19 protein-coding genes are annotated in these 21,791 nt (G+C 43.9%); 1 reads left to right on the top strand and 18 read right to left on the bottom strand.

The genetic code is table 11. The features are described 5' to 3' along the window. Positions 1-2 precede the first annotated feature (2 nt). From fliD to OCW38_RS10690, 18 genes are all read right to left on the bottom strand, one after another. On the bottom strand, positions 3-2,030 hold the full coding sequence (gene fliD / locus OCW38_RS10605; RefSeq protein ID WP_016767053.1) for a flagellar filament capping protein FliD: 2,028 nt from the start codon (positions 2,028-2,030) through the stop codon (positions 3-5). A gap of 22 nt (positions 2,031-2,052) precedes the next feature. Beyond that, positions 2,053-2,478, bottom strand: coding sequence for a flagellar protein FlaG (gene flaG / locus OCW38_RS10610; RefSeq protein WP_010439312.1), 426 nt, complete (start codon positions 2,476-2,478; stop codon positions 2,053-2,055). 80 nt (positions 2,479-2,558) lie between these two features. Beyond that, entirely contained in the window at positions 2,559-3,689 is a 1,131-nt protein-coding gene (locus OCW38_RS10615) for a flagellin (protein ID WP_010439310.1), read from the bottom strand. A gap of 751 nt (positions 3,690-4,440) precedes the next feature. Next, on the bottom strand, positions 4,441-5,574 hold the full coding sequence (locus OCW38_RS10620; protein WP_010436625.1) for a flagellin: 1,134 nt from the start codon (positions 5,572-5,574) through the stop codon (positions 4,441-4,443). Between the two features lie 633 nt (positions 5,575-6,207). Then, positions 6,208-7,344: a flagellin gene (locus tag OCW38_RS10625; protein ID WP_010439307.1), complete on the bottom strand. Its 1,137-nt coding sequence runs from the start codon at positions 7,342-7,344 to the stop codon at positions 6,208-6,210. 438 nt (positions 7,345-7,782) lie between these two features. After that, on the bottom strand, positions 7,783-8,973 hold the full coding sequence (gene flgL, locus OCW38_RS10630; RefSeq protein ID WP_010439304.1) for a flagellar hook-associated protein FlgL: 1,191 nt from the start codon (positions 8,971-8,973) through the stop codon (positions 7,783-7,785). A 9-nt stretch (positions 8,974-8,982) separates the two neighbouring features. Next, on the bottom strand, positions 8,983-10,863 hold the full coding sequence (gene flgK / locus OCW38_RS10635) for a flagellar hook-associated protein FlgK (RefSeq protein ID WP_010439302.1): 1,881 nt from the start codon (positions 10,861-10,863) through the stop codon (positions 8,983-8,985). Between the two features lie 221 nt (positions 10,864-11,084). Next, positions 11,085-12,002, bottom strand: coding sequence for a flagellar assembly peptidoglycan hydrolase FlgJ (flgJ, locus tag OCW38_RS10640; RefSeq protein ID WP_010439301.1), 918 nt, complete (start codon positions 12,000-12,002; stop codon positions 11,085-11,087). 10 nt (positions 12,003-12,012) lie between these two features. Beyond that, the gene (locus tag OCW38_RS10645) at positions 12,013-13,104 is read right to left on the bottom strand and encodes a flagellar basal body P-ring protein FlgI (RefSeq protein WP_010439299.1); all 1,092 of its coding nucleotides are present in this window, start codon (positions 13,102-13,104) and stop codon (positions 12,013-12,015) included. A 127-nt stretch (positions 13,105-13,231) separates the two neighbouring features. Beyond that, the gene (gene flgH / locus OCW38_RS10650; protein WP_010439297.1) at positions 13,232-14,008 is read right to left on the bottom strand and encodes a flagellar basal body L-ring protein FlgH; all 777 of its coding nucleotides are present in this window, start codon (positions 14,006-14,008) and stop codon (positions 13,232-13,234) included. A 94-nt stretch (positions 14,009-14,102) separates the two neighbouring features. After that, entirely contained in the window at positions 14,103-14,891 is a 789-nt protein-coding gene (flgG, locus tag OCW38_RS10655) for a flagellar basal-body rod protein FlgG (protein WP_010439295.1), read from the bottom strand. Between the two features lie 21 nt (positions 14,892-14,912). After that, a complete protein-coding gene (locus OCW38_RS10660; RefSeq protein ID WP_004736179.1) occupies positions 14,913-15,662 on the bottom strand; it encodes a flagellar basal body rod protein FlgF in 750 nt (249 codons plus the stop codon). A 272-nt stretch (positions 15,663-15,934) separates the two neighbouring features. Further along, positions 15,935-17,239, bottom strand: a complete 1,305-nt coding sequence (gene flgE / locus OCW38_RS10665; RefSeq protein ID WP_010439292.1) for a flagellar hook protein FlgE — start codon at positions 17,237-17,239, stop codon at positions 15,935-15,937. 50 nt (positions 17,240-17,289) lie between these two features. Then, the gene (flgD, locus tag OCW38_RS10670) at positions 17,290-18,003 is read right to left on the bottom strand and encodes a flagellar hook assembly protein FlgD (RefSeq protein WP_010439286.1); all 714 of its coding nucleotides are present in this window, start codon (positions 18,001-18,003) and stop codon (positions 17,290-17,292) included. Positions 18,004-18,020: 17 nt separating this feature from the next. Then, positions 18,021-18,434 carry a flagellar basal body rod protein FlgC gene (gene flgC / locus OCW38_RS10675; RefSeq protein WP_004736176.1) on the bottom strand — a complete coding sequence of 138 codons (414 nt, stop codon included), beginning with the start codon at positions 18,432-18,434 and terminating at the stop codon, positions 18,021-18,023. Positions 18,435-18,438: 4 nt separating this feature from the next. Continuing rightward, positions 18,439-18,834 (bottom strand): flagellar basal body rod protein FlgB, encoded by a 396-nt coding sequence (flgB, locus tag OCW38_RS10680; RefSeq protein WP_004736175.1) that lies wholly within the window; start codon positions 18,832-18,834, stop codon positions 18,439-18,441. Between the two features lie 254 nt (positions 18,835-19,088). Continuing rightward, positions 19,089-19,916 (bottom strand): protein-glutamate O-methyltransferase, encoded by an 828-nt coding sequence (locus tag OCW38_RS10685; RefSeq protein ID WP_004736174.1) that lies wholly within the window; start codon positions 19,914-19,916, stop codon positions 19,089-19,091. Positions 19,917-19,927: 11 nt separating this feature from the next. Then, positions 19,928-20,854 carry a chemotaxis protein CheV gene (locus tag OCW38_RS10690; RefSeq protein WP_010439280.1) on the bottom strand — a complete coding sequence of 309 codons (927 nt, stop codon included), beginning with the start codon at positions 20,852-20,854 and terminating at the stop codon, positions 19,928-19,930. 77 nt (positions 20,855-20,931) lie between these two features. Between OCW38_RS10690 and flgA the strand changes: the two genes are divergently transcribed. Further along, complete coding sequence (flgA, locus tag OCW38_RS10695) at positions 20,932-21,678, top strand: flagellar basal body P-ring formation chaperone FlgA (protein ID WP_029189138.1); 747 nt, start codon at positions 20,932-20,934, stop codon at positions 21,676-21,678. The last annotated feature ends 113 nt before the right edge of the window (positions 21,679-21,791 follow it).

Genomic DNA, 21,791 nt, shown 5'->3' on the forward strand with positions numbered 1-21,791 from the left:
TACTAACCTAATGCATTCATCATACTACCCAGCTGAGATTGCATCTTACTGGTTGCATCTTGCATTGCAGTGAACTTAGAGTGCGTGCGACTCTCTAAGCTGTCCATGCGGCGATCCAATGCACCTTGATCATCAGCCAAGCGATAATTTTGCTCAACTAGGCTCTTCTCACGAGTGCGGATAGAGCCGGTGATACCTGTGATACCTTGAATCGCATCTTCCACTTTTTTGGCGAATCCGTTGTTACCACCAAAGAACTCACCTAGCTTGTCAAAGTTATTGTTCAGTTGACGGTCAAGCATGTCGTAGTTTATCTCTAACGAGCCTTGTCTTGTCGTAGTGATACCAAATTCGGTCAAAGATTTTAAGTTATCAGGCGCGCCTTCAATACTTGACGAAAACACACCTTTCAATCGCGAATCAGCGTTACGTACCGTGCTGTCGCCCGAAAGCGGCCCTTTTTGGCCGGTTGTTGGATCAACACCCGCCAAGTTTTTAGAGACTTGATAAAACTGATTATAAGAATTTACGAAAGCTTCTATGTCTTGGCGAACGCTATTACGGTCGTACTCAACACCAATTTCTGCCGGTGGCTTATCTTTCGGTGTTTTTCCCTTCACTGTAATGTCGATACCTTCTACGGCATCTTCAATCACATTGTTGTTACTAGACAGTTGAGCAACGCCATCCAAGACGACCATTGAATCTTGTCCCGCTTGGACCTCAGTCATGCCACTGTATGTATCAAAAGACTCTTGAGCTTGAGCAAGGTCAGCTTGCACTTTATCGACTTGCTCTAAAAGCTCACGCTCTTCAGGTTCTAATTTCGCACGTTCAATTGTTTTGGCTTGCTCAGCGGTCAATTCGCCTTTTTGAACTTTTTCAGCGAGATCGGCTTTTTCTTGTGAAATTTTCTCTTCGATACGCGCTTGCTCAGCTTCTAGCTTTTGCTGGGCTTCTTTTGGTGTCACGTATGAGTCTGTCAGAGTACCCGAGGCAGCATTTGACCACCCTGGCACATCAGGTGCTTTCTCAATCGCTTTTTCATCAAGCTCGAGTTCTGGTGTGTAATAAGAATCTAAAAGGGTACCAGAAGCGGTTTCAGTCCAGCCTGGAATATTGTCTTCAGGCATCACCGATTTAGCAGCTTGAGCTGCATCTAAAGCAGCCTGACCGTCAACTGCGGCTTGCTCACCGTAACTGAGACTTTGAGAGTCTCGGTCAACATCTGAGGTAGAATCGGATTGAGTTGCGGGAATTATGTTTCCGTCTTCATCGAGGTTTTCACTCGCATTTGGGTCATCGTTAGCGATCGCTTCATCGATGATTTCAACCGTTTTTCCTGCAGGGGTTAGAGCAAGAACATCTTGTGCAGCAAGGCGCGCTTTCTCTAGTGCTTTCACGCGCTCTTCTAGAGTTTTATATTCGAGTTTTTTGAGAGGGTTAGCAGCATCAGACTCTACATTAATGCTGATCTGCTGATCTGAACCAGACTGGTTTGAGGCGACAATAAGTCGTGGGCCTTCGACATCATTGATAATAGATGCGCGAATGCCTGGATTGCTATCTGCGCCATTTATGCTGCGAACGACATCGATAAGTTTCGATCTGTCGCCGACTTGCACATCAAAGCTATCATCACCGAGCGAAACCTGCAGCTTACCTGGGCCAAATTTCATGTCTTCTGATAACACATCAGAAGCTACTTTATGGCTCTGGGCAAGCTGCAACACATCGATGGCGTATTTGCCAGCGATCGCTTCAGTAGTCGCTGTTGCAGAAACAAGAGCTTCATCGGTACTTTCGACTGTTCGCACAGCAAAAGCTTTTTCCTGACGAAAATTTGTCATCAGGTTTTTCATCGAATCAAGGGATTCTCTAAGTCTTCCATAGGCACTAATGCTGGTATCGATTCGCGTTCGTTCATTATCGATTCTTTGCTGTTTAGGTACACGCTCAGAATCAACAATTTTGCTGACCATGGAATTGATATCCATGCCAGACGAAATCCCCATTGGGCCAAAACTCATTAAACCACCTCTATAATACGACTTAAACCTTCACCTCAAATATTCTACTATTCGAGTTTTGGGCTGCTAGGCGTCTTAGAATTTCAAGCATTTCTTCATCAGGTATCTGGCGAATAATATCACCGGTTGTGGTCTCATAAATCGTAACCACATCTCTCCCAGATTCTTCATCGACCTTAAAAGCCACACCTTTATTGAGAGAGGAGATAAACTCGTTTACCTTCTCCACCATTTTGACTCGCTCTTCATCATTTAACTCTTGTCGATGTTGAGCTAATTGAATCGCAGCTTCGGTAGCCTCCTCTTTCGATTTATCTACCTTGCCATAAGATGTTGCTTCTTTTAGTCGTGAAATGCTCGACGCACTACTACCTTCATCGCTTGCAAATTTAATGCCATTAGGTGAGCCATAAGGCTGGATGTTCGATGCGTTGGATGGAATTTCCATAACACTCTCCCTCCCTCCTTTATGAGCCAAACAGTAAAACTCTACTTGGGTAGAGTTTACCGCTACTTACCTAAGTAAGTTTAGCCCAATAAGCTTAGAGCTGCTGATGGTGATTGCTTCGCTTGAGCTAGGATGGAAGTACTCGCCTGTTGTAGGATTTGAGACTTCGTCATAGCCGTTGTTTCTTTCGCGTAATCGGTATCTTTGATACGGCTCTTCGATGCATTAACATTTTCGTTGATGTTATCTAAGTTGCTGATCGCGTGATCAAAACGGTTTTGGAAAGCACCAAGAGAAGCTCGGTTACTGTCCACTGATTTCAGAGCGCCATCAATGATCGATACTGCTTCATTTGCACCAGCAACCGATGTTACATCGATGTCGTTAACAGTAACGTCTTTACCAGCACCGATACCTAGCTCACCAGCAAGGCTGCCACCGAACTCTACATCGCCTTCAACTTTTTGGCTTGAAGCGAAAAGTTGCAGTTTGCCGCCTTCACCAACAGACGCTTTGACATCTTGGCTTTGACCGTTGATGTAAGTTGCTAGCTCTTCGATATCGTTGCCTTCTTTCGCAGAAATAGACAACTCTTGTGCTTCGCCAAACTTATCATTGTATTTGATCGTTAAGTCAGCACCAGCACCTACACGCCAAGAAGCATCTTTACCTTCTGTAACACCGTAGCTCTTACCACCCATGTCTTGAGTGTCGGTACGCATGTTGTTCATCGTTAGCATTACTGCTTCACCAGAATCTGCACCGATTTGGAAAGATTGGCTGCCGTAAGTACCGTTAAGAAGCTTGTTACCACCAAAAGAGGTCGTTTCAGCAATACGGTTAAGTTCTGTGTTTAGAGCCGAGACTTCTTCTTGGATCGCAACACGTTCAGATTTGCTGTTTGAACCATTTGAAGATTGAAGAGAAAGGTCACGCATACGTTGCAGAATGTTAGTTGACTCATTCATTGCACCTTCAGCAGTCTGTGCAATTGAGATACCGTCATTCGCGTTTTTCACAGCCATATCTAGACCACGACTTTGCGACGTTAAGCGGTTAGAGATTTGTAGGCCTGCAGCATCATCTTTTGCGCTATTGATTTTATAGCCAGAAGACAAACGCTCCATTGATTTTTGAGTACCTTCAGCCGCGCTATTTAGGTAGCGCTGAGCCGTCATTGCAGACACATTTGTGCTTACATTAATCGCCATAGTTGATCTCCTTTAGGCATTTTTTAATGCACCTATGTGACTCTCACCTCACACAAATACATATCAATTTGTTTATATACCAGTGTCTCTCTCACCTTACATTGGTACATATCATTTCTCTCAATCCCTTTAACGGCCCCTTAATTAGAAGCTTTAATAAAAAATGCATTTTTTTTCGCATTATTTTCAACAACAAAGAAAAGTGTGATCGGGATTCAATGAATAGTGCATTATCCGCTAAAGTTTCGTATCTTCGCTCATTTATAAGTGTCGATTTGCACATAAAAACCAAAGCAGATCCCTGATATCTCGTTCTACTCGATTCTAGGATGACGGCAGATGTCCCATTAATTTATGAACCACTCGTCATTGGTCACTGTGGTAAGTGAGATATTGAACAACGCTTCAATTAAAAAACAGATTCCTGATACCTCGTTCTACTCGGTTCTGGAATGACGACAAATACCTTTGTTCAAACTGAAACATTATGCACTCGGCCAACAGTGCTCATCTCGCAATGCTGTGAAATCATCATCACTCTATCCCCGTCATTCCCTACAGTGAGGAACGAACGTGATAGGGAATCTCGCTTTTACTCCTGTTCACCGACAGCGCACTTCTCCCAAATAACAGGCAATAAAAAACCCAGCCGAAGCTGGGTCTGTTTAGCGCTCATCTCTCACCACGAGCTAATTTGTGGAAACCAAACGTTAACGCATTGGGTCATGGGTCAACGTGGCCTTTCAATCGATTAACCGAGTAGGCTAAGTGCCGAGTTCGGCGCTTGCTTCGCTTGAGCAAGAATCGAGCTTGAAGCTTGAGAAAGGATCTGAGACTTAGTCATCTGAGTCGTTTCTTTCGCGAAATCGGTATCTTTAATACGGCTCTTAGATGCGTTAACGTTCTCGTTAATGTTGTCTAAGTTGCTGATCGCGTGGTCGAAACGATTTTGGAAAGCACCCAGTTCAGCACGGTGGCTATCTACGTACTTAAGTGCCGCATCAATTACTGCTACAGACTCTTGTGCGCCGCCCACTGACGTTACGTCGATAGTATCAACCGTTACGTCTTTGCCAGGTTGCATGCCAAGCTCACCCGCTAGGCTACCTGAGAACGCCACTTCGCCTTCAACTTTGTTGTTACCAGTAAACATTTGTAGCTTACCGTCTTCAGTTACAGACGCTTTCACAGAATCTTGTTGACCGTTGATGTACGTTGCTAGCTCTTCGATATCGTCACCCGCTTTTGCGTTGATGTCGATTTCTTGCGCTTGGCCGAAGTTGTCGGTGAACGATAGTTTCAGGTCGTTAGAACCCGCTTGAACGTTCCAGTCTTTATCTTTCGCGTTCTCAGTTTGGTAGCTCTTACCACCCATCTGAGCGTTATCAGAACGCATGTCTTTCAGTTGAAGCATTACCGCTTCACCGTTATCCGCACCGATTTGGAATGATTTAGTACCGTGAGTACCGTTAAGCAGTTTGTTACCACCAAAAGACGTGGTTTCTGCGATACGGTTTAGTTCGTCGTTTAGTGCTGTTACTTCTTCTTGAATCGCTACACGCTCAGATTTTGAGTTTGAGCCATTTGAAGATTGTAGAGACAAATCACGCATACGTTGCAGGATGTTCGTCGTCTCATTCATTGCACCTTCAGCAGTTTGTGCAATAGAGATACCGTCGTTCGCGTTACGAACAGCAACATCAAGGCCGCGGCTCTGAACGTTCAAACGGTTAGAGATTTGTAGGCCCGCAGCGTCATCTTTTGCGCTGTTGATTTTAGAGCCTGAAGCTAGGCGCTCCATTGATGTTTGTTGTGCGCTGTTAGCATTGTTTAGGTAACGTTGCGCTGTCATCGCTGAAACGTTGGTATTTACATTCACTGCCATGGTGATTTCTCCAATTGATTTTCCGGTATAGCGGTTTCCGACGTCTCGGAAAACCAAGTAGTTCTCTCAAAGTTACTTTTAATAACGGCTCGAAATACAGAAGCTTTAGAAAAACTTTTAGAAAACCACAAAAAAAATATTAAACCATTATTTATCAGTAACTTAATATTTATTATTTTCTAAAGCAGCGGAAGACTTCAACAGAGAAAAGATCTAAAAACGTTCAAAAAACACACTAATTACTATTTGAACTACTCAACGTAGAGAAATGAACAATCACCAAAGATCTCAGACCAACGTCGATCTTGTGTCGCAAAGAGGGTTATTTGAGGTAAAACGAGTTGGTTAAATCGAAGAAGTACTGATCAGAAAACTAAGTCTAGAAAAATAGTGGGAAGACAGAAAGGAAAAAGCCCCTTTTCCTTTGAGAGAACCGGGGCTAGTTGGCGCGTCAGAGCCTGTGTGGAGATCATCGAGAAATGAACACATTTCCGACTTGCCGTTGCATTCTTACTGTAAAAATGGATAGCAGGTGAGAGATGAGAGAGCTAAACATTCAATAGTAAGTATGCTTGCCAGTTTCCCTTGCTGCATGGCTCACGTCTGAACACGAGCAGCAAGTTCAACCAATAACTATTGCAATAGTGTCATTGCAGAGTTAGGCAACTGTTTTGCTTGAGCAAGTATAGAAGTACCTGCTTGTTGCAGAATTTGTGATTTGGTCATTTGCGTCGTCTCTTTCGCAAAGTCCGTATCTTTGATTCGACTGTTAGAAGCGTCTACATTCTCTTGAACATTCGCCAAGTTGTTAATACTGTGGCTTAGACGGTTCTGTTTCGCACCCAAATCAGCACGTTGTGAATCTACATACTTCATTGCTGAATCAATCACGCTGATTGCGTTCTGTGAACCAGCAACAGTCATTAAGCTAATGTCTTGAACTGATGTAGGGCGGCCTTCACTCTTAATGCCTAGTTCAGATGCTAGACCACCAGAGATCGACATTGCACCTTCAAGATCAGGTTCAGCAACGAATAGCTGTAGACGGCCTTCGTCAGTAACCGATGCGTTCAGCAAATCAGATTGACCATTAATGTAAGTGGCGAGTTCTTCGATATCGTCACCCGCTTTGGTGTTAATATCTAGAACGATGTCTTCACCATCTTTGGTTCTGAATTCGAACTTAAGATCGCTTGCTGTCGGTGGCACCTGCCAATCTTTGTCTTTCGCGTTTTCTGAATCGAACGTAGTACCACCCATACGGAAATCATCAGCACGAACACTGGTTAATCCCATAATCATCGCTTCACCGGAGCTAGAACCTATCTGGAATGATGCTTCACCAAATGATCCATTCAACAAACGACGTCCGCCAAACGACGTTGTCTCCGCAATACGGTTAAGCTCATCTTGAAGTGCCATTGACTCTTCGTTTAGCGCGGTACGTTCTGCCGGCGAGTTAGTGCCGTTTGATGATTGAATCGCCAAATCACGCATACGTTGTAATATGTTCGTTGATTCGTTCATCGCACCTTCAGCGGTCTGAGCAATCGAAATACCATCATTGGCATTACGCATTGCCACATCAAGGCCACGAGACTGCGCTGTTAAGCGGTTAGAGATTTGCAAACCCGCTGCATCGTCTTTTGCGCTATTAATTTTATGACCTGATGACAAGCGCTCCATAGAAGTCGCTAAGTCATTAGACGCTTTATTCAGGTAACGCTGTGCTGTCATAGCAGATACGTTAGTGCTTACATTGATAGCCATTTTGCTCTCCTTATGAGTTCGCAAACTTTCTGCGAAGCGGCCAGCTTTACTCTCATATGGATAAGCACTGACCGTGTATTACTCGTTAAACCTTATTCAAGGATTAAGAACTGTATAAATCATTTATGACAAATACAGATACAAGTTGTATGCCAAGTTTAATATTCTATTGATTATTTTTATAAAACATTAAAATCAATAAGTTAGAGATAAATCTGGCTCGATATTATACTACTAGAGCGAAATAGTGAGTTGAACTCCTTCGCTCATTGCCGCTTTTTGCCGCTTATATCGAACACATTGTATTCTGTATAAAAAAACGGCAAACGTTGAAGTGATTCGCACTTATGGCATAGCACATAAGGCAAAGAATCGACTTCAATGATGAACCTTGATTCATCACTAAATACCTATTGGTCATTCAATACCGATTGGTCGTTAAATATAGTTAAACAAGGTTAGGTCTTTTGTTTTACCAAACGCTTGTTGTGAAGCTTGGAGTGCTCGAGAGTTCTCATTAAATTCAATAATGGCTTTCGAATAATCCAAGTCTTCAAAGTTGCTTTTCGCTTTCGCTAAAGACAACTTAAAATCTTCATGTTGCTGCTCTTGAATATCCAATGTGCTCAAGCGTGCACCGACATCGGTTCTAGCCTTCGTTAGATGAATAAACGCAGCATGAAATTCTTCAGTCACTTGATGTAATTTCGCAGTGGCTGAAGCATCTGATACCGGGTTTTCAGCCTGTTCAGACGCCTCTTTGAACGTATCAAAGATAGAGAATGTCTCTCTTGGCTCTAACGTGATCGAATCGCCTTTGGTGATCTGACCTTTTATTTGAATATTCAACCCTTCGTAGACAATGCCAGTAGAGGGATCAAAGTCTTCAGCGGCAACCACTGCACCATCCTTTTCAAGTTGGTAAGCATAATTTCCTGTCTGCATATCAACAAAAGTGACTTTATACGTTGACCCATCGTCAGCTGAGTTCGTCGCACGTTCCAAAAGCAATTCAGACGCGGGTTCAAGCTCGTACTGAGGTTCGTAATCACCAAACGGGTTATCTATTTCCATAAATAACTTGCTGCCTGGATCATTCATCGCCATCTCGAAACTACTCGCTACACGCATTTTTCGCTGATAGTCATCGCCCTGATAACTGACGTTGCCTTGGTTATCTCTAAAGAAGGGTTGATTCTTCGGTTTAGTACCCGCAAACGTGTAGTTACCCGACTCATCTTGAGAGTTAGCTAAATGCAAAAAGTTATTCGATAACTCTTGGAGCTCGCGCTTTTTCGCTAAACGGTCCTCTGGAGAAAGCGCACCGTTAATCATTTCCATCACGGTTCGTTTTGCTTCATCAGCAAAGCCTTCGGTGTTGGAGATCAATACCTCATGATGCTCCAATCGATTACGAACTAATACGATTGCATCACTATATTGCTTAAGCTGCTCTGATTGCTGACCAATATTTTGTAAATAGTGGGTCGCCAAAGGATCATCACTTGGCGACTGTAACTTCTTGCCAGAAGCAAGTTGTGCTTGGTTGTGATGTATTTTGTTTTCTTGACGGCGCAAGTCGTTCTGAACAGATTGGTAGTTGTGGAAGCTAGAAATACGATTCAACATTTATACTTCCTACCTCAGAGCCAAAATAGTATTGAACGTATCATTAGCTGCTTGCATGATGCGTGAAGAAGCCATGTACGCTTGCTGAAATTTCATCATATTTGCCGCTTCTTCATCGAGGTTAACCCCCGACACTGAAGCAATACGTTCCTGAGCGGATTCCTTTTCTAAGGTGGCAATATCGCTTAAGCGATTTGCCGTCGACGCTTTCAGGCCCGTGTTGGTATTCAAGTTGTGGTAAAGGTCTAAAATCGTAGACTCACCATCATTCAAGATCTTACCGGTTTGGAGATCTTGCAGCTTACGCAAGTTACCGTTGTCACCCTCTGATGGGACAAGGTTTGCCGTAAATTTATCGTTTGCCACCGCGCCAGAGGTCAACTCGAAAGTCGTGCCATTAATCGTAACCGGCCCTTCAGGTGGGTACGGCTGCGGTTGCATTAAAATATTGCCTTTCGGATCAGTCACGGCAAACTGCTCACCTTTTGGTGAAACAATCACTTCAAACTCACGCAATTGACCGGCCGCTAGGATCTTGAACCCCGCCGAGCCTTTCGCGAACGTGGTCGATGCCTCATAACTTTGTGCGGCAATATCTCTAGGGTCTTTGGTTTCCATCTGAATCTGAGCAGCAAAGTTACGAGTTGGGCGCAGTAACAGTTTCTCACCCAATTCCGGCGGGTTTCGAACTTCGACTCGCATACCATCTAGATAAAAAGCATTACCTGTTGAATTGGTGCTGACTTTGACCGTTTCGCCGTCAGGCTTGGTCACGACATAGTCACTGCCGTCATACTTAAGGCCATACTCGCCGCCTTTTAAGGCAGAGGTGTCATCAATATATACCGCTACGTCTGCCTTTGATTGGCTACCAGCCGTCACGCGTGATTTAGCCACCCGCTCAGAGTTCACATCGGTGAAGATATCTTGGCCAACGTTGCCATTGAGATCCAAACCTTGTGATTGAAGTGAGTTTACTTTCTCAGAGAAAGCCGTCGCCAAACGTCCTAATTCATCCATGATGTCAGGGATATGTTCGTCTCGCATATCGAGCATGGCACCGATTTTTCCATCGATATCATTGCTGGTAATCGGCTTCAAAGACTTACCTTCAACTATCGCTAGTCGGCGCTGATGCGTATCAGGTAGGCCATCAACCAACTTCAGTTGACTTGCTTCACTACCAGAAACCAAGGTATGACCATTACCAATATGGACGTTAAAACCTTCCGCATTCGAGCGCGGCGTTACCGTCACTTTGGTGTAACCAGATAGCTCATTGATCAGCTTTTCGTGTTGGTCTCGTAAATCATTATGAGGCCCTGGCGTTCGCATCATCAGACGCTGAACATCACGAATCTCAACCGCAATTTGGTTTACTCGTTCAATGCCGACTTCTAATTTTTTGTTCGTTGAATCAGACTGTTGACGTACCGTTTCATGAAATTCATTCAAGGTTTTAGTGACAAGCCCTGCTTTCTCTAAAACGACTTTACGCGCACCCACATCATTCGGGGTATCGGCGAGAGTTTTAACAGAATCAAACCATTCATTGAGGTTTTCTGGGATCTTCTTTGAAGCAACCGATGACAACATGCTCGACAACATATCGAGGTTGGCTTCGGTATCGCCTTTGTTAGCGGCATTGGTTGTCGATAAGTTAAGTTCTTTAACGGCAAACTGATCCCAAGAGCGGCGAACATTTTCCACATGAACACCCATACCGTAGGATTGCCCACCGTACTGGCGCGGGTCATTCACACCTTGAATCACAGACTGACGGCTATAGCCCTCTGTGTTGGCGTTAGAAATGTTATGACCTGTGGTGTTTAGCTGTCTCTGAGCCGTAAGAACACTTTGTGCCCCTACATTCAGAAGATCCGACGCCATAATGCCCCCAAAAAACTTAATAAAATCAGGTTGAACTGATTAACTACAACAGCATATTACCAAGATAATAAGCAATATATGTGCCAATAGAGACAATGAAAGATTAAAAGACCATAATTTATTGAAGTGTAAGGAAATAACTAAAAACAATAGGGCCAGATATGAAGGAGCGGATAAGAGAAGAGCCTGCCATGGCAAGCTCTCATTGTTAATTGATGGGGCTAATTCATCTCATCGATTTTAGCTTTAACGCGCAACACCTTGTCTGCATAGTTAGGGTCAGTTGCGTAACCAGCTTGATGGATGCCTTTGATAAAGTTCTCTGAATTGCCTTGATGCTGTAATGCCGTTTCGTATCTTGGATTTTCGTTCAAGAACTTCACGTAATCATTAAAGCTGTCTTCAAAGTTTGAGTAAGAACGGAAAGATGCCAATTCTTTAACGGCAGTTTTGCCATGGAACTCTAAAGTTTGCGTAGCAACCTTATCGCCCTTCCAACTTCTATCTGCTTTGATGTTGAATAAGTTATTGCTGTTCCCCAAAGAGTTCTTAACCATTTTAGAACCCCAACCTGTTTCAAGTGCCGCTTGTGCCAATAGCAGAGATGAATCCACACCAAGTGCACTCGCCGCTTTTTCAGCGTAAGGCTTCATTGAGGTAACAAACGACTCTGGAGAATCGAAGGATACTGGTTGTTTAACAGCGGAAGCAGGTTGAACTTCAGATACTCTGTCTTCTGAACGGCCTGAATACTGAGGTCTTTGCAGTGAAGTATCAAAACCTTCACTACGAACCTTATCTTCTGTCGCATCGCTTGCTTGACCGGCGCTTAACTGAGCAACGATCATGTCCGCAAGGCCTAATGAACCTGAAGCACTCAACTCACTCGCCATTTGGTCATCTTGCATCTGACGATAAAACTGCTCGTTCTGGCTGTTCAGCATATCCGACTTAAAGCTAGAGTTCGCATCACGCATCGACTTAAACAGCATCGAAGTGAAAATCGATTCAAACTGTTTTGCCGCAGCAGTTAGTGCCTCTTTTTCGCTGCCTTCTTCACCATTTACTGCTTGTTGACGAAGACGATCTAAGCTACCGATATCGTGAATAAAGCCGATGTCATTGTTATTCTTAATCATGCTTTATTCCTTAGATAATGATCAATTGACCTTCAATTGCACCAGCTTGTTTCAGTGCTTGAAGGATTGCCATTAAATCAGAAGGCGCTGCGCCCACTTCATTGACTGCACGAACCAAATCATCCAGCGTTAGACCCGGTTCAAACTTGAACATCTTGCCATCGGCTTCTGTGACTTCGATATCAGAATCAGGAACCACTACGGTTTGACCACCAGAAAATGCATTCGGTTGGCTCACGTTGAGGTTTTCTTTGATTGCTACCGTCATACCACCGTGTGTTACCGCTGCCGCTTTTAAGCGAACATGTTTACCAACCACAATCGTACCAGTACGAGAGTTAACAATGATTTTTGCTGAACCCTCTGCAGGATCGAACTCGATGTTTTCGATTGCCGATAAGAAAGCCACACGCTGGCTGATTTCACGTGGTGCGCGAACCTTTACTGAAGTCGCATCAACCGCTGAAGCCATTTGTGGGCCTAGAAAATTATTAACTGCATCAGCTAAGCGCTGCGCCGTTGTGAAATCTGATTGGATTAGGTTGAACGTGATGTAGTCACCACGACCGAATGGCGTTGGGATTTCTTGTTCGACCGTCGCGCCGCTAGAGATGATGCCGACATTAGGATTGTTACCGACAATCTTAGAACCATCATTACCTTGAGCACTAAAGCCACTCACCACCAAGTTACCTTGTGCTACCGCGTACACTTGACCGTCTAGACCTTTCAGGAAAGTCTGCAGTAAGGTACCACCACGAAGGCTTTTTGCTGAACCTATAGAAGACACCGTTACATCAACTTCCTGACCTTGCTTAGAGAAGGCTGGCAATTCAGCGGTAACAATTACTGCCGCTACGTTTTTGGTTTTTGGCTTAGTGCCGGGCGGCAATTGGATGCCAAAATTTTGCAGCATTGCGTTAAACGTTTGATCAGTAAAGGGAGTTGTCTCACCTGTACCCGGCAAGCCCGTGACCAAACCATAACCGACAAGTTGGTTACTACGAACACCCGCCACTTTTGCCACATCTTTAATACGTGCAGCATGGGCACTGGTGGCAAGAAATAGCATGCCAAGTAGTACGAGTGTTAGTTTTTTCATTGAGTAACCTGTCTGTATTGCTTTCAATTTATAGTAGCTATGTAATTATAATAATTTAATTTACAAGAACTTAGCTAAATATGGCCGAGTGGTAAAGGCTGTCAGTAAGCCGACATCCTCTCAAGCTCTACAGTGATACATTAAAGAATCGTGCCAAGAATCCAGGCTCTTGCATATCTTTTTGCACTCCAGTCCCTGAGTACTGAATTCGTGCGTTAGAAACACGGTTTGAAGCGATGGTATTTTCGAAATCTATATCGTCAGGGCGGATAGTACCACTTAGGCGGATATACTCATCACCTGTATTCAGTGTCATCCACTTTTCACCACGAACCACTAGATTTCCATTGGCTAATACTTCGATGACTTCAACGGTAATGTAGCCACTAATGCTGTTACTTTGGTTGGCTGATGCATCACCAGCAAAGGTGTTGGTATTGCTCAGATCATAAGAGAAGTTGTACTTGTCAATAGTCAACTCTTGGCCGCCAACAGCCAAAGGCTCCATCGATGCATCGTTAGACTTAGACATGTCAGCATTAGCTTTTTTGGTCGCTCGAGTATTTTCATCTAACGCAACGGTAATAATATCACCAATGCCGCGAGGCTTTGAATCATCGTACATACTGCCAATATGGTTGATATTGAACAGTGAACCTGTTGCCGCTGCGTAATGCTCTGGTTTTTCTTTTGGATTGATCGGCGCCCATGCAGGATCGCCTGCAATTGGGTCTGTTCTACCACGAAGTGTATCGATAATGCCTGAGCTTTCATCAGCCGACTTATCGCCTTCTACCGCATCAACCACTGTGGTTGCGTTTTCTTGTGCCGGAGTCTCGATCGGATCCAACACAGTACACCCGGTCATAGAAGCTAACAAAACTAAACAAAAAATACGTTTCATGGCGATATACTCTCAGCAGGCAATGGTAAATAGATCAATGACTAGAAGCAGATCTATTAATTATGAATAAGTACGTAAACGGCAAATAAACCAATTACAGCTGTTGGTTAACAAAGCTCATCATCTTGTCTACCGACGAGATAACTTTCGAGTTCATTTCGTAAACACGTTGAGCTTCAATCATATTAACCAGCTCTTCGGTTACGTTTACGTTCGATGTTTCTAACATCGACTGACGGATGTTACCCAAACCATCAAAGCCCGGAACGCCCTCTTGCGGATCGCCACTTGCTCCCGTTGGTAAATAAAGGTTTTGACCTACAGGCTCTAAACCACCTGGGTTTACGAAGTCAGTAATGGTGATTTGGCCAACCACGACGTTGTTTTGCTCACCACGTAGGCGAACTGATACTTCACCATCGTTACCAACCGTCACCGAGATCGCATCTTCTGGAATCACGATTTCTGGCTGTAGAGCATAACCTTGACCTGAGGTTACGATTGCGCCTTCACCGTTCAGCGTGAACTGACCATTTCGGCTATAGCCTGTCTCACCGTCTGGCATTTCAACTTGGAAGAAGCCGTCACCTTCGATCATCATATCTAGGCTGTTCGATGTCGTTTGTGCGTTACCGTGGGTGTGAACTTTTTGAGTTGCCACGACTTTAGAACCGGCACCCAACATCAAACCACTTGGCAGCTCGGTATTCTGCGACGATTGGCCACCCGGCTGATTGATGTTCTGATAGAACAAATCTTCAAATACCGCACGACTCTTTTTAAAGCCAATGGTTGAGGCGTTGGCAAGGTTGTTTGAAATGGTTGAGATATTGGTTTGTTGGGCGTCTAAGCCTGTTTTACTTACCCATAATGCTGGATGCATAGCAAATTCCTTTAAATTCTATTAGCTCATACGAAGCAGTGAATCAGACGACTTGTCCATTTCCTCTGCAGTGCTCATCATCTTGACCTGCATTTCGAATTGACGTTGTAAGTCAATTAGGCTGGTCATCTCACCGACAGCATTTACGTTACTGCCTTCAATGGCACCTTTTAGCAACGTTACCGCTGCATCTGCTTCGTATGCCTGATCTGGGTTTTTCGAACGGAATAGACCATTCGTATCTTTAAATAAGCTTTGATTATCTGGACGCACAAGTTTGATTCGGTCGACAATCGCTAATTCTTCAGCTGGAGCGCCTTGAGGAATCACCGAAATAGTACCGTCTGTGCCGATTTCTACTTTACTAATAGGAATAGGTAACGTGATGGGTGCGTCATTCTCGCCTAACACCAAATGGCCGCTTGCGTTAGTTAGCAAACCGTTTTGGTCAACCTTTAGGTTACCGTTACGTGTTAAACCTTCACGGCCAGTGTTGTCCATTACCGAAATCCAGCCATCACCTTGTATCGTGACATCGAGATCGCGACCAGTAGTGACCACACTACCTTGTGCGAAATTATGACCCGGACGTTCTGTCATGCTGAAAACACGAGTAGGCATGCCTTCACCATACGCTTGCATTGAACGTGCTTGTGCTAAATCGGCACGGAAACCCGTTGTACTAACGTTGGCAAGGTTGTTTGCACGTAGCTGCAAAGCCTGCATATTTTGCTTTGCGCCACTCATGGCAAGAAACAGTGCGCGATCCATAATTTTGCTCCAAAAAATCATCTTCTAAAGCTTATAAAGCAAACACTGTGCCAATATTTTTAACTGTTATTTATCAATAATTTAAATAGGAAACAAACAAAGAGGGGTGATCATTAAAGGATCATTGAGGAGGAGTTATTGCCAGTGGCATTACCGTGCGGCAATAGGGGCGGCAAATAAGAAGACAAACAGCCATATTTAAATTCACCAACAATACCCAATTCAATAACATTGAATTGGGTATTCACAGATGATTCAAACGCTCGAAACGATTAACGAATCTGAAGAATATTCTGTTGCAGTTGGTTGTGTACTTCTAGAGAACGTGAGTTCGCTTGGAAGTTACGTTGAGCAGAAATCAAATCAACCAATTCTTGAGTCATATCGATGTTCGACTGCTCTAGCGAACCGTTGTTGATGCTACCAAATGAACCTTTGTTCGATTCACCCCAGATTTTAGAACCTGAGTCATTAGTAGAATCCCACTGAGTGCCGCCTTTCTTATCTAGACCTTGCTCATTGGGTACGCGAACCAAGCCTACACGGCCAAGCATCACGTTTTCACCATTTGAGTAAGTACCCAGAACACTGCCGTACTCATCGAAATCGATTTTTGTTAAGAAACCTGTTGTTGCACCATCTTCATCAAACTTAGTCAATTCAAACGGAGCAGCAAACTGAGTTGAAGAATCCAGACCAAACTTAAGCACTTGAGTTGGATCAGCACCGTTCAAGTCAATTGGGTTCGCGCCAGCACCAAGTGGTTCCGAGTTAATCGGCTGACCATTGTTCAGGCTTGCTAACGTACCGTCGTTGTTGAACTTCATTGTGTGACCAACATGACCTTGTGCATTCGTCGCATCACCACCAGTAATGTTGACCGGCTTTTCACCGTTCTCATCTGACATGGTGTAGTACGTCTGCCAAGTGTTTGGTTGAGTCTGATCTTTGAGGTAGTAAGTCGTTAACTTGTAAGACTGACCCATAGAATCGTATACCGTCGAAGACGTTGCTCGATTATAAGTGTCAGAATCTTGGTAGTTAAATGCAGCCGGGTCTTTAAGATCACCATTTGCAGGAAGGTTAACTCCTACTTCAATGTTTTCTGTCTGTTTTGGCTTACCAAACTCAGCAGGAATGTCGAGAGGCTTTGGCGCGTAAGAAAGAACTTCACCCGAGTTTGGGTCAACATCGTAACCTAAAAGAAATTCATCATTCGAGGTTACCATGAAGTTGTCTTTATTTAAGTGAAAAGCTCCGTTACGCGTTAGTTCGTTGATCTCTGGCACCATGCGGTCTTTCGATACTGCAAAAAAACCTGTACCACTGACACGTAAGTCCATTGGGTTATTTGTATAAATACTTGAACCTTCGTGAAACTGTTGCGCAACTTTATTTGCTTGAGCACCACCACCAGGGGTAGTCTTTCCGTTAGTAAACAACGAGCTTGAATACACATCGCCGAACTCTGCTCGAGACTCTTTAAAGCCAAACGTGTTTGCATTCGCAATATTGTTACTGGTTGTATTCAGATCTAATTGTGCAGCGGATAGGCCGCTCAAAGCTACATATGACATTCCAATATTCTCCTAATCTCTCTAGCTAGCATAATCACTCTTTTAAAGAGTTACGCTTTACCAACTTCTAGTACTTCAGCAAGTCGTACTGGCGATGTAAAACCAGCCAGATTGAGTAGTACGTTGCCATCACCCTTACCAAGAAGCACACTGTTCACGTTCGCATAACTGGAAACTTGGAACTCTGTGTTCTCGCCATCCAGTAAACCCGACGCTTTAACGTTGTATTTACCAGCCGGCAATGGGTTACCGTCTTCGTCTTTTCCGTCCCATTCAACACGCGTGTCACCTGATGGTTTAGAACCGATATCAAATGTACGAACCAACTGACCAACTTCGTTCTCAACACGGACCATTACATTGTCCATGGCTTGAGGGAGCTTAACCATTGCCGCCATACCGCCATCACCGGGTTTCACACCTGCCGCACCAGGAACCAATACATCACGACCTACTAAAGAAGAGGCCTGAAGCGCTTGGTTAGAAGTCATTGATGAATTCAAGCTTTCAAACTGTGTATTCATTTTACCAATGCCATCTACGGTCGCAAATGAAGCCATTTGCGCAATCATCTGGTCATTGCTAACCGGCTTAAAAGGGTCTTGTTGTGCAAGTTGCTTAGTCAACAGAGATAAGAAATCTTCTTGTTTAAGATCCTGCTTACCTGTTGTTTCGTCGGGCTTCTTAGCGCCATCTTGAAGACTCTTCAGCTGGTCAACATAGGACAAGCCGCTTTGACCAACATTGTTGTTGATTCCAGCCATATGCTACCTCCTTATCCTTATTGACCCATCTGCAGCGTACGCAGCAGCATTTGTTTACTCGAGTCAGCAACCTGTACGTTCGTTTGGTACGCACGTGATGCCGAAATCATGTTTGCCATTTCTTCCATAACGTTCACGTTAGGCTTGTAGATATAGCCTTCGTTGTTCGCTAGTGGGTGATCTGGGTTGTACTCCGCACTAAGCGGCTTATCGCTTTCCACAATACCTAATACTTTCACCGGCACAGTGTGACCACTATTGCGTGCTTTATTTAACTCAGCGCCAAACACTGCGTGACGAGCTTTGTAAGTTTCTTCAGCAGAACTACTTACACTGTCTGCGTTCGCAAGGTTGCTCGAGGTCGTATTTAGACGAACAGATTCAGCACTCATCGCAGAACCGGTCACATTGAATACATTAAATAAGCTCATCTAATTATTCCCCTTTAATCGCTTTAGTTAAATTCTTGAACTTACTTCCTAAGAAGTCGAGAGAGGCTTGATGCCTAATTTGGTTTTGCATGAAAAGGTTTCTTTCCAAATCCAAATCAACCGTATTGCCATCTCCTGTATCAGGTTGGGTAGGAATTCGATACTTCGTTTCCCCGTTCACCGTTGTTGAGGCAGAAATGTGCCGACCATCTGTACGGCTAAGACCAATGCTTGCCCCAGAACTTGCCGCTTGCAGTGATTTCTTAAAATCTAGTCCCTTTGCTTTATACCCAGGCGTGTTCGCTTGCGCGATATTGGTGGAAAGCACCTCAGCGTTACGCTCACGTACACCAACTGTGTGCTGGTGAATGCCTAAAGCATTATCAAAAGAAATAGCCATGTAAACCTCAACTCAAGAACTGACTGTTATGAGATAACCAAAGCAATATATATACCAACTTTTAAAACAAAGTGGCCGACCATTACTTTTACAGGTTACTCGTAGGTAAACTTGCAATATACAAGCCAAAAATAGAGTGGGTTGGAATGTCACTCTGACTTAAAGATATAGGTTAAGCCGGAAAAAGAAAACCCAGCACTTGGCTGGGTTTTGAAGTTAGACAGTAACGTTACACCTAATACTGGTGCCACTCATTACTTTAATTTGTAGATGATGCCTGGATTACAGCGAACCATTTCAAAACGATCCGTTAAGCCTGTTAACGATTCAGATGCACCCAACAACAAGTAACCACCAGGATTGAGGCTGTTTGCCATCTGGTTAAGTACCTTTGACTTCATGTCTGGCGAAAAATAAATCAATACATTACGACAGAAAATGATGTCGAACTTACCTAATAACGCATAACTGTCCATCAAGTTTTGTGGACGGAAGTTCACCATGCGCTTAACGTTGTCTTTGACTTTCATACGACCATCGCCCGCATCTTCAAAGAAAGTACGACGGCGCTCAGGAGAAAGTCCACGTCCCAATGCAAGGTTGTCGTATGCGCCTGTGCGGCACATATCCAACATACTTGCAGAGATGTCGGTTGCGGTAATCGATACATTTGGCAACATACCCGGCTTGCGAGCTTGAGTCTCAAGAATCGTCATTGCCATTGAGTATGCTTCTTGGCCTGAAGAGCTTGCTGCAGACCAAATCTTAATAGGTCGTTTATTTGCCGCTATTTCCGGTAGTAGCTTATCCGCAAGTACAGCAAACGGGTAAGTATCTCGGAACCAAAGTGTCTCGTTCGTCGTCATGGCATCGACAGCTGCCACTCTCAACTCACGGTTTCGACCAGTTACTACATCTCTCAACAAATCAGATAACGAAGCTAACTTAAACTTCGTTACTAATGGGCTTAAACGACTGCGCACTAAATATTGCTTGCTGTCACCTAATACAATGCCACATTGAGATTCTAAAAAACGGCTGAAATCGCGATACTCTTGATCACTTATTGTTATAGCAGTCATTAATGTCTCTTTTAGTTAGTTAACGCAGCTTTAACCGCTGCCCCAAGCTCATCAGGGTTGAATTTTGCAATGAAGGAGTTCGCCCCAACACGCTCAACCATGGCCTGGTTAAATACACCACTCAAGGATGAGTGTAAAATTACGTATAAATCTTTAAGTTCGGCGTGACGACGAATCTCAGCAGTCAGCGTGTATCCATCCATCTCTGGCATTTCGATATCCGAGATCACTAATGAAATTTGATCGTAAATACTACCCTCTGATGACATTTGCACCAGCTTTTCATAGGCTTCTTTACCATCTTTCACCGCGATAACCTCAAATCCGATCGATTCAATGGCGCGTTGAACTTGCTTACGAGCAACAGTTGAATCATCAGCAATCAAGATACGGCGAACCAATTCTTTCTCTTGTTCTACTTCTGCGATTTCTTCAGCAATTCTGCTGTCCATTGTTTCATCAACAGGCGAAATTTCAGCAAGAATTTTTTCAACATCAAGAATTTCAACTAATTCATTATCGATATTAGTTACCGCTGTCAGGTAGTTCGCTCGACCAGCGCCATCCGGCGGCGGAAGAATTGACTCCCAGTGCATGTTAATAATGCGCTCTACTGAACTGACCAAGAAACCTTGAATAGTTCGGTTAAACTCAGAAATAACCACAAAACACTTTTCAACATCCGTTGTAGGACGGCCACCAATCGCTAAGCTCAAATCGATAACAGAGATCGTTTGGCCACGAATGTGTGCTACACCTTTAACCAGTGGGTTCAAGTTTGGCATCTTTGTCAACTTAGGGCATTGAAGCACTTCTTTTACTTTAAAGACATTAATGCCGTAGCGCTGACGCCCCATTAGGCGAAAGGTTAGTAATTCTAATCGGTTTTGACCGACGAGTTGCGTACGCTGATTCACCGAATCAAGAATACCCGTCATGAGCTCATCTCCATATCAAACTTTTTTGTATAAAAAGTGTTAGTCTACTGCAGGCTACGAACCACCAGAGAAACGGAATGACATATTATAAAATAAATTTGCCACCTCTTTCCATAGCAATGTGTAGAGCTACTTTTAAAACTGTCGCTAAGTTTATCGGCATTTTATCAATATTGTTTAGTTTTTTTGTGCAAGCTGCGACTCCAGAGCAAATTGAAATGATTCAGTCTGCGGCCGAGCAACACATCCATGATACGGTTGAGCAGCCACAAGGCGGCGAACTCTTTGTTAATTCAGCAAATGTTGACTCAAGAATTAAAGCAACAGACTGTCCAGTGCCGCTTGAAACTAGCGCATCAACCACCACCAATACCCGCAGTAGCATTACGGTTTTAGTGCAATGCATTCCTGACGAGTGGCGAGTTTATGTGCCCGTACGCTTATCAATGTCAGTCCCACTCGTCACCACCACGCGCTCAATTGCAAGAGGCGAGATTGTCGGTCAATACGATGTGACTACCGACATGATTTCTCTTAACAAATTTCGCCGCCAAGGTTTCACCAACCCACAACAGGTTATCGGTGCCAAAGTAAAAAAGAACCTAAGACCGGGTGATGTCGTTGAAAGAGGCGATATTTGTGTCGTTTGCCGAAATGAGAAGGTTATCATACAGGCAGTTAAAGGTGGCATGACCATTACCACTAAAGGTACTGCACTTACGGATGGCTCAATGGGCGATCAAGTAAGAGTGAAAAATGATAAATCACAACGTATAATTGAAGGTATTGTTACCAGCATGTCTGAAGTCACGGTTTACTTTTAACTCTCTACTTCTAAATTGACGGTATCGTTAGCCATTTTGCTCTCCACTCTTAACGCCAAATATAACGGCTACAGTGTTTTGTCCCTTTTCGACTATTGAGCTAAAAATTGCTA

The sequence above is a fragment of the Vibrio cyclitrophicus genome, from assembly GCF_024347435.1.
Lineage (GTDB): Bacteria > Pseudomonadota > Gammaproteobacteria > Enterobacterales > Vibrionaceae > Vibrio > Vibrio cyclitrophicus.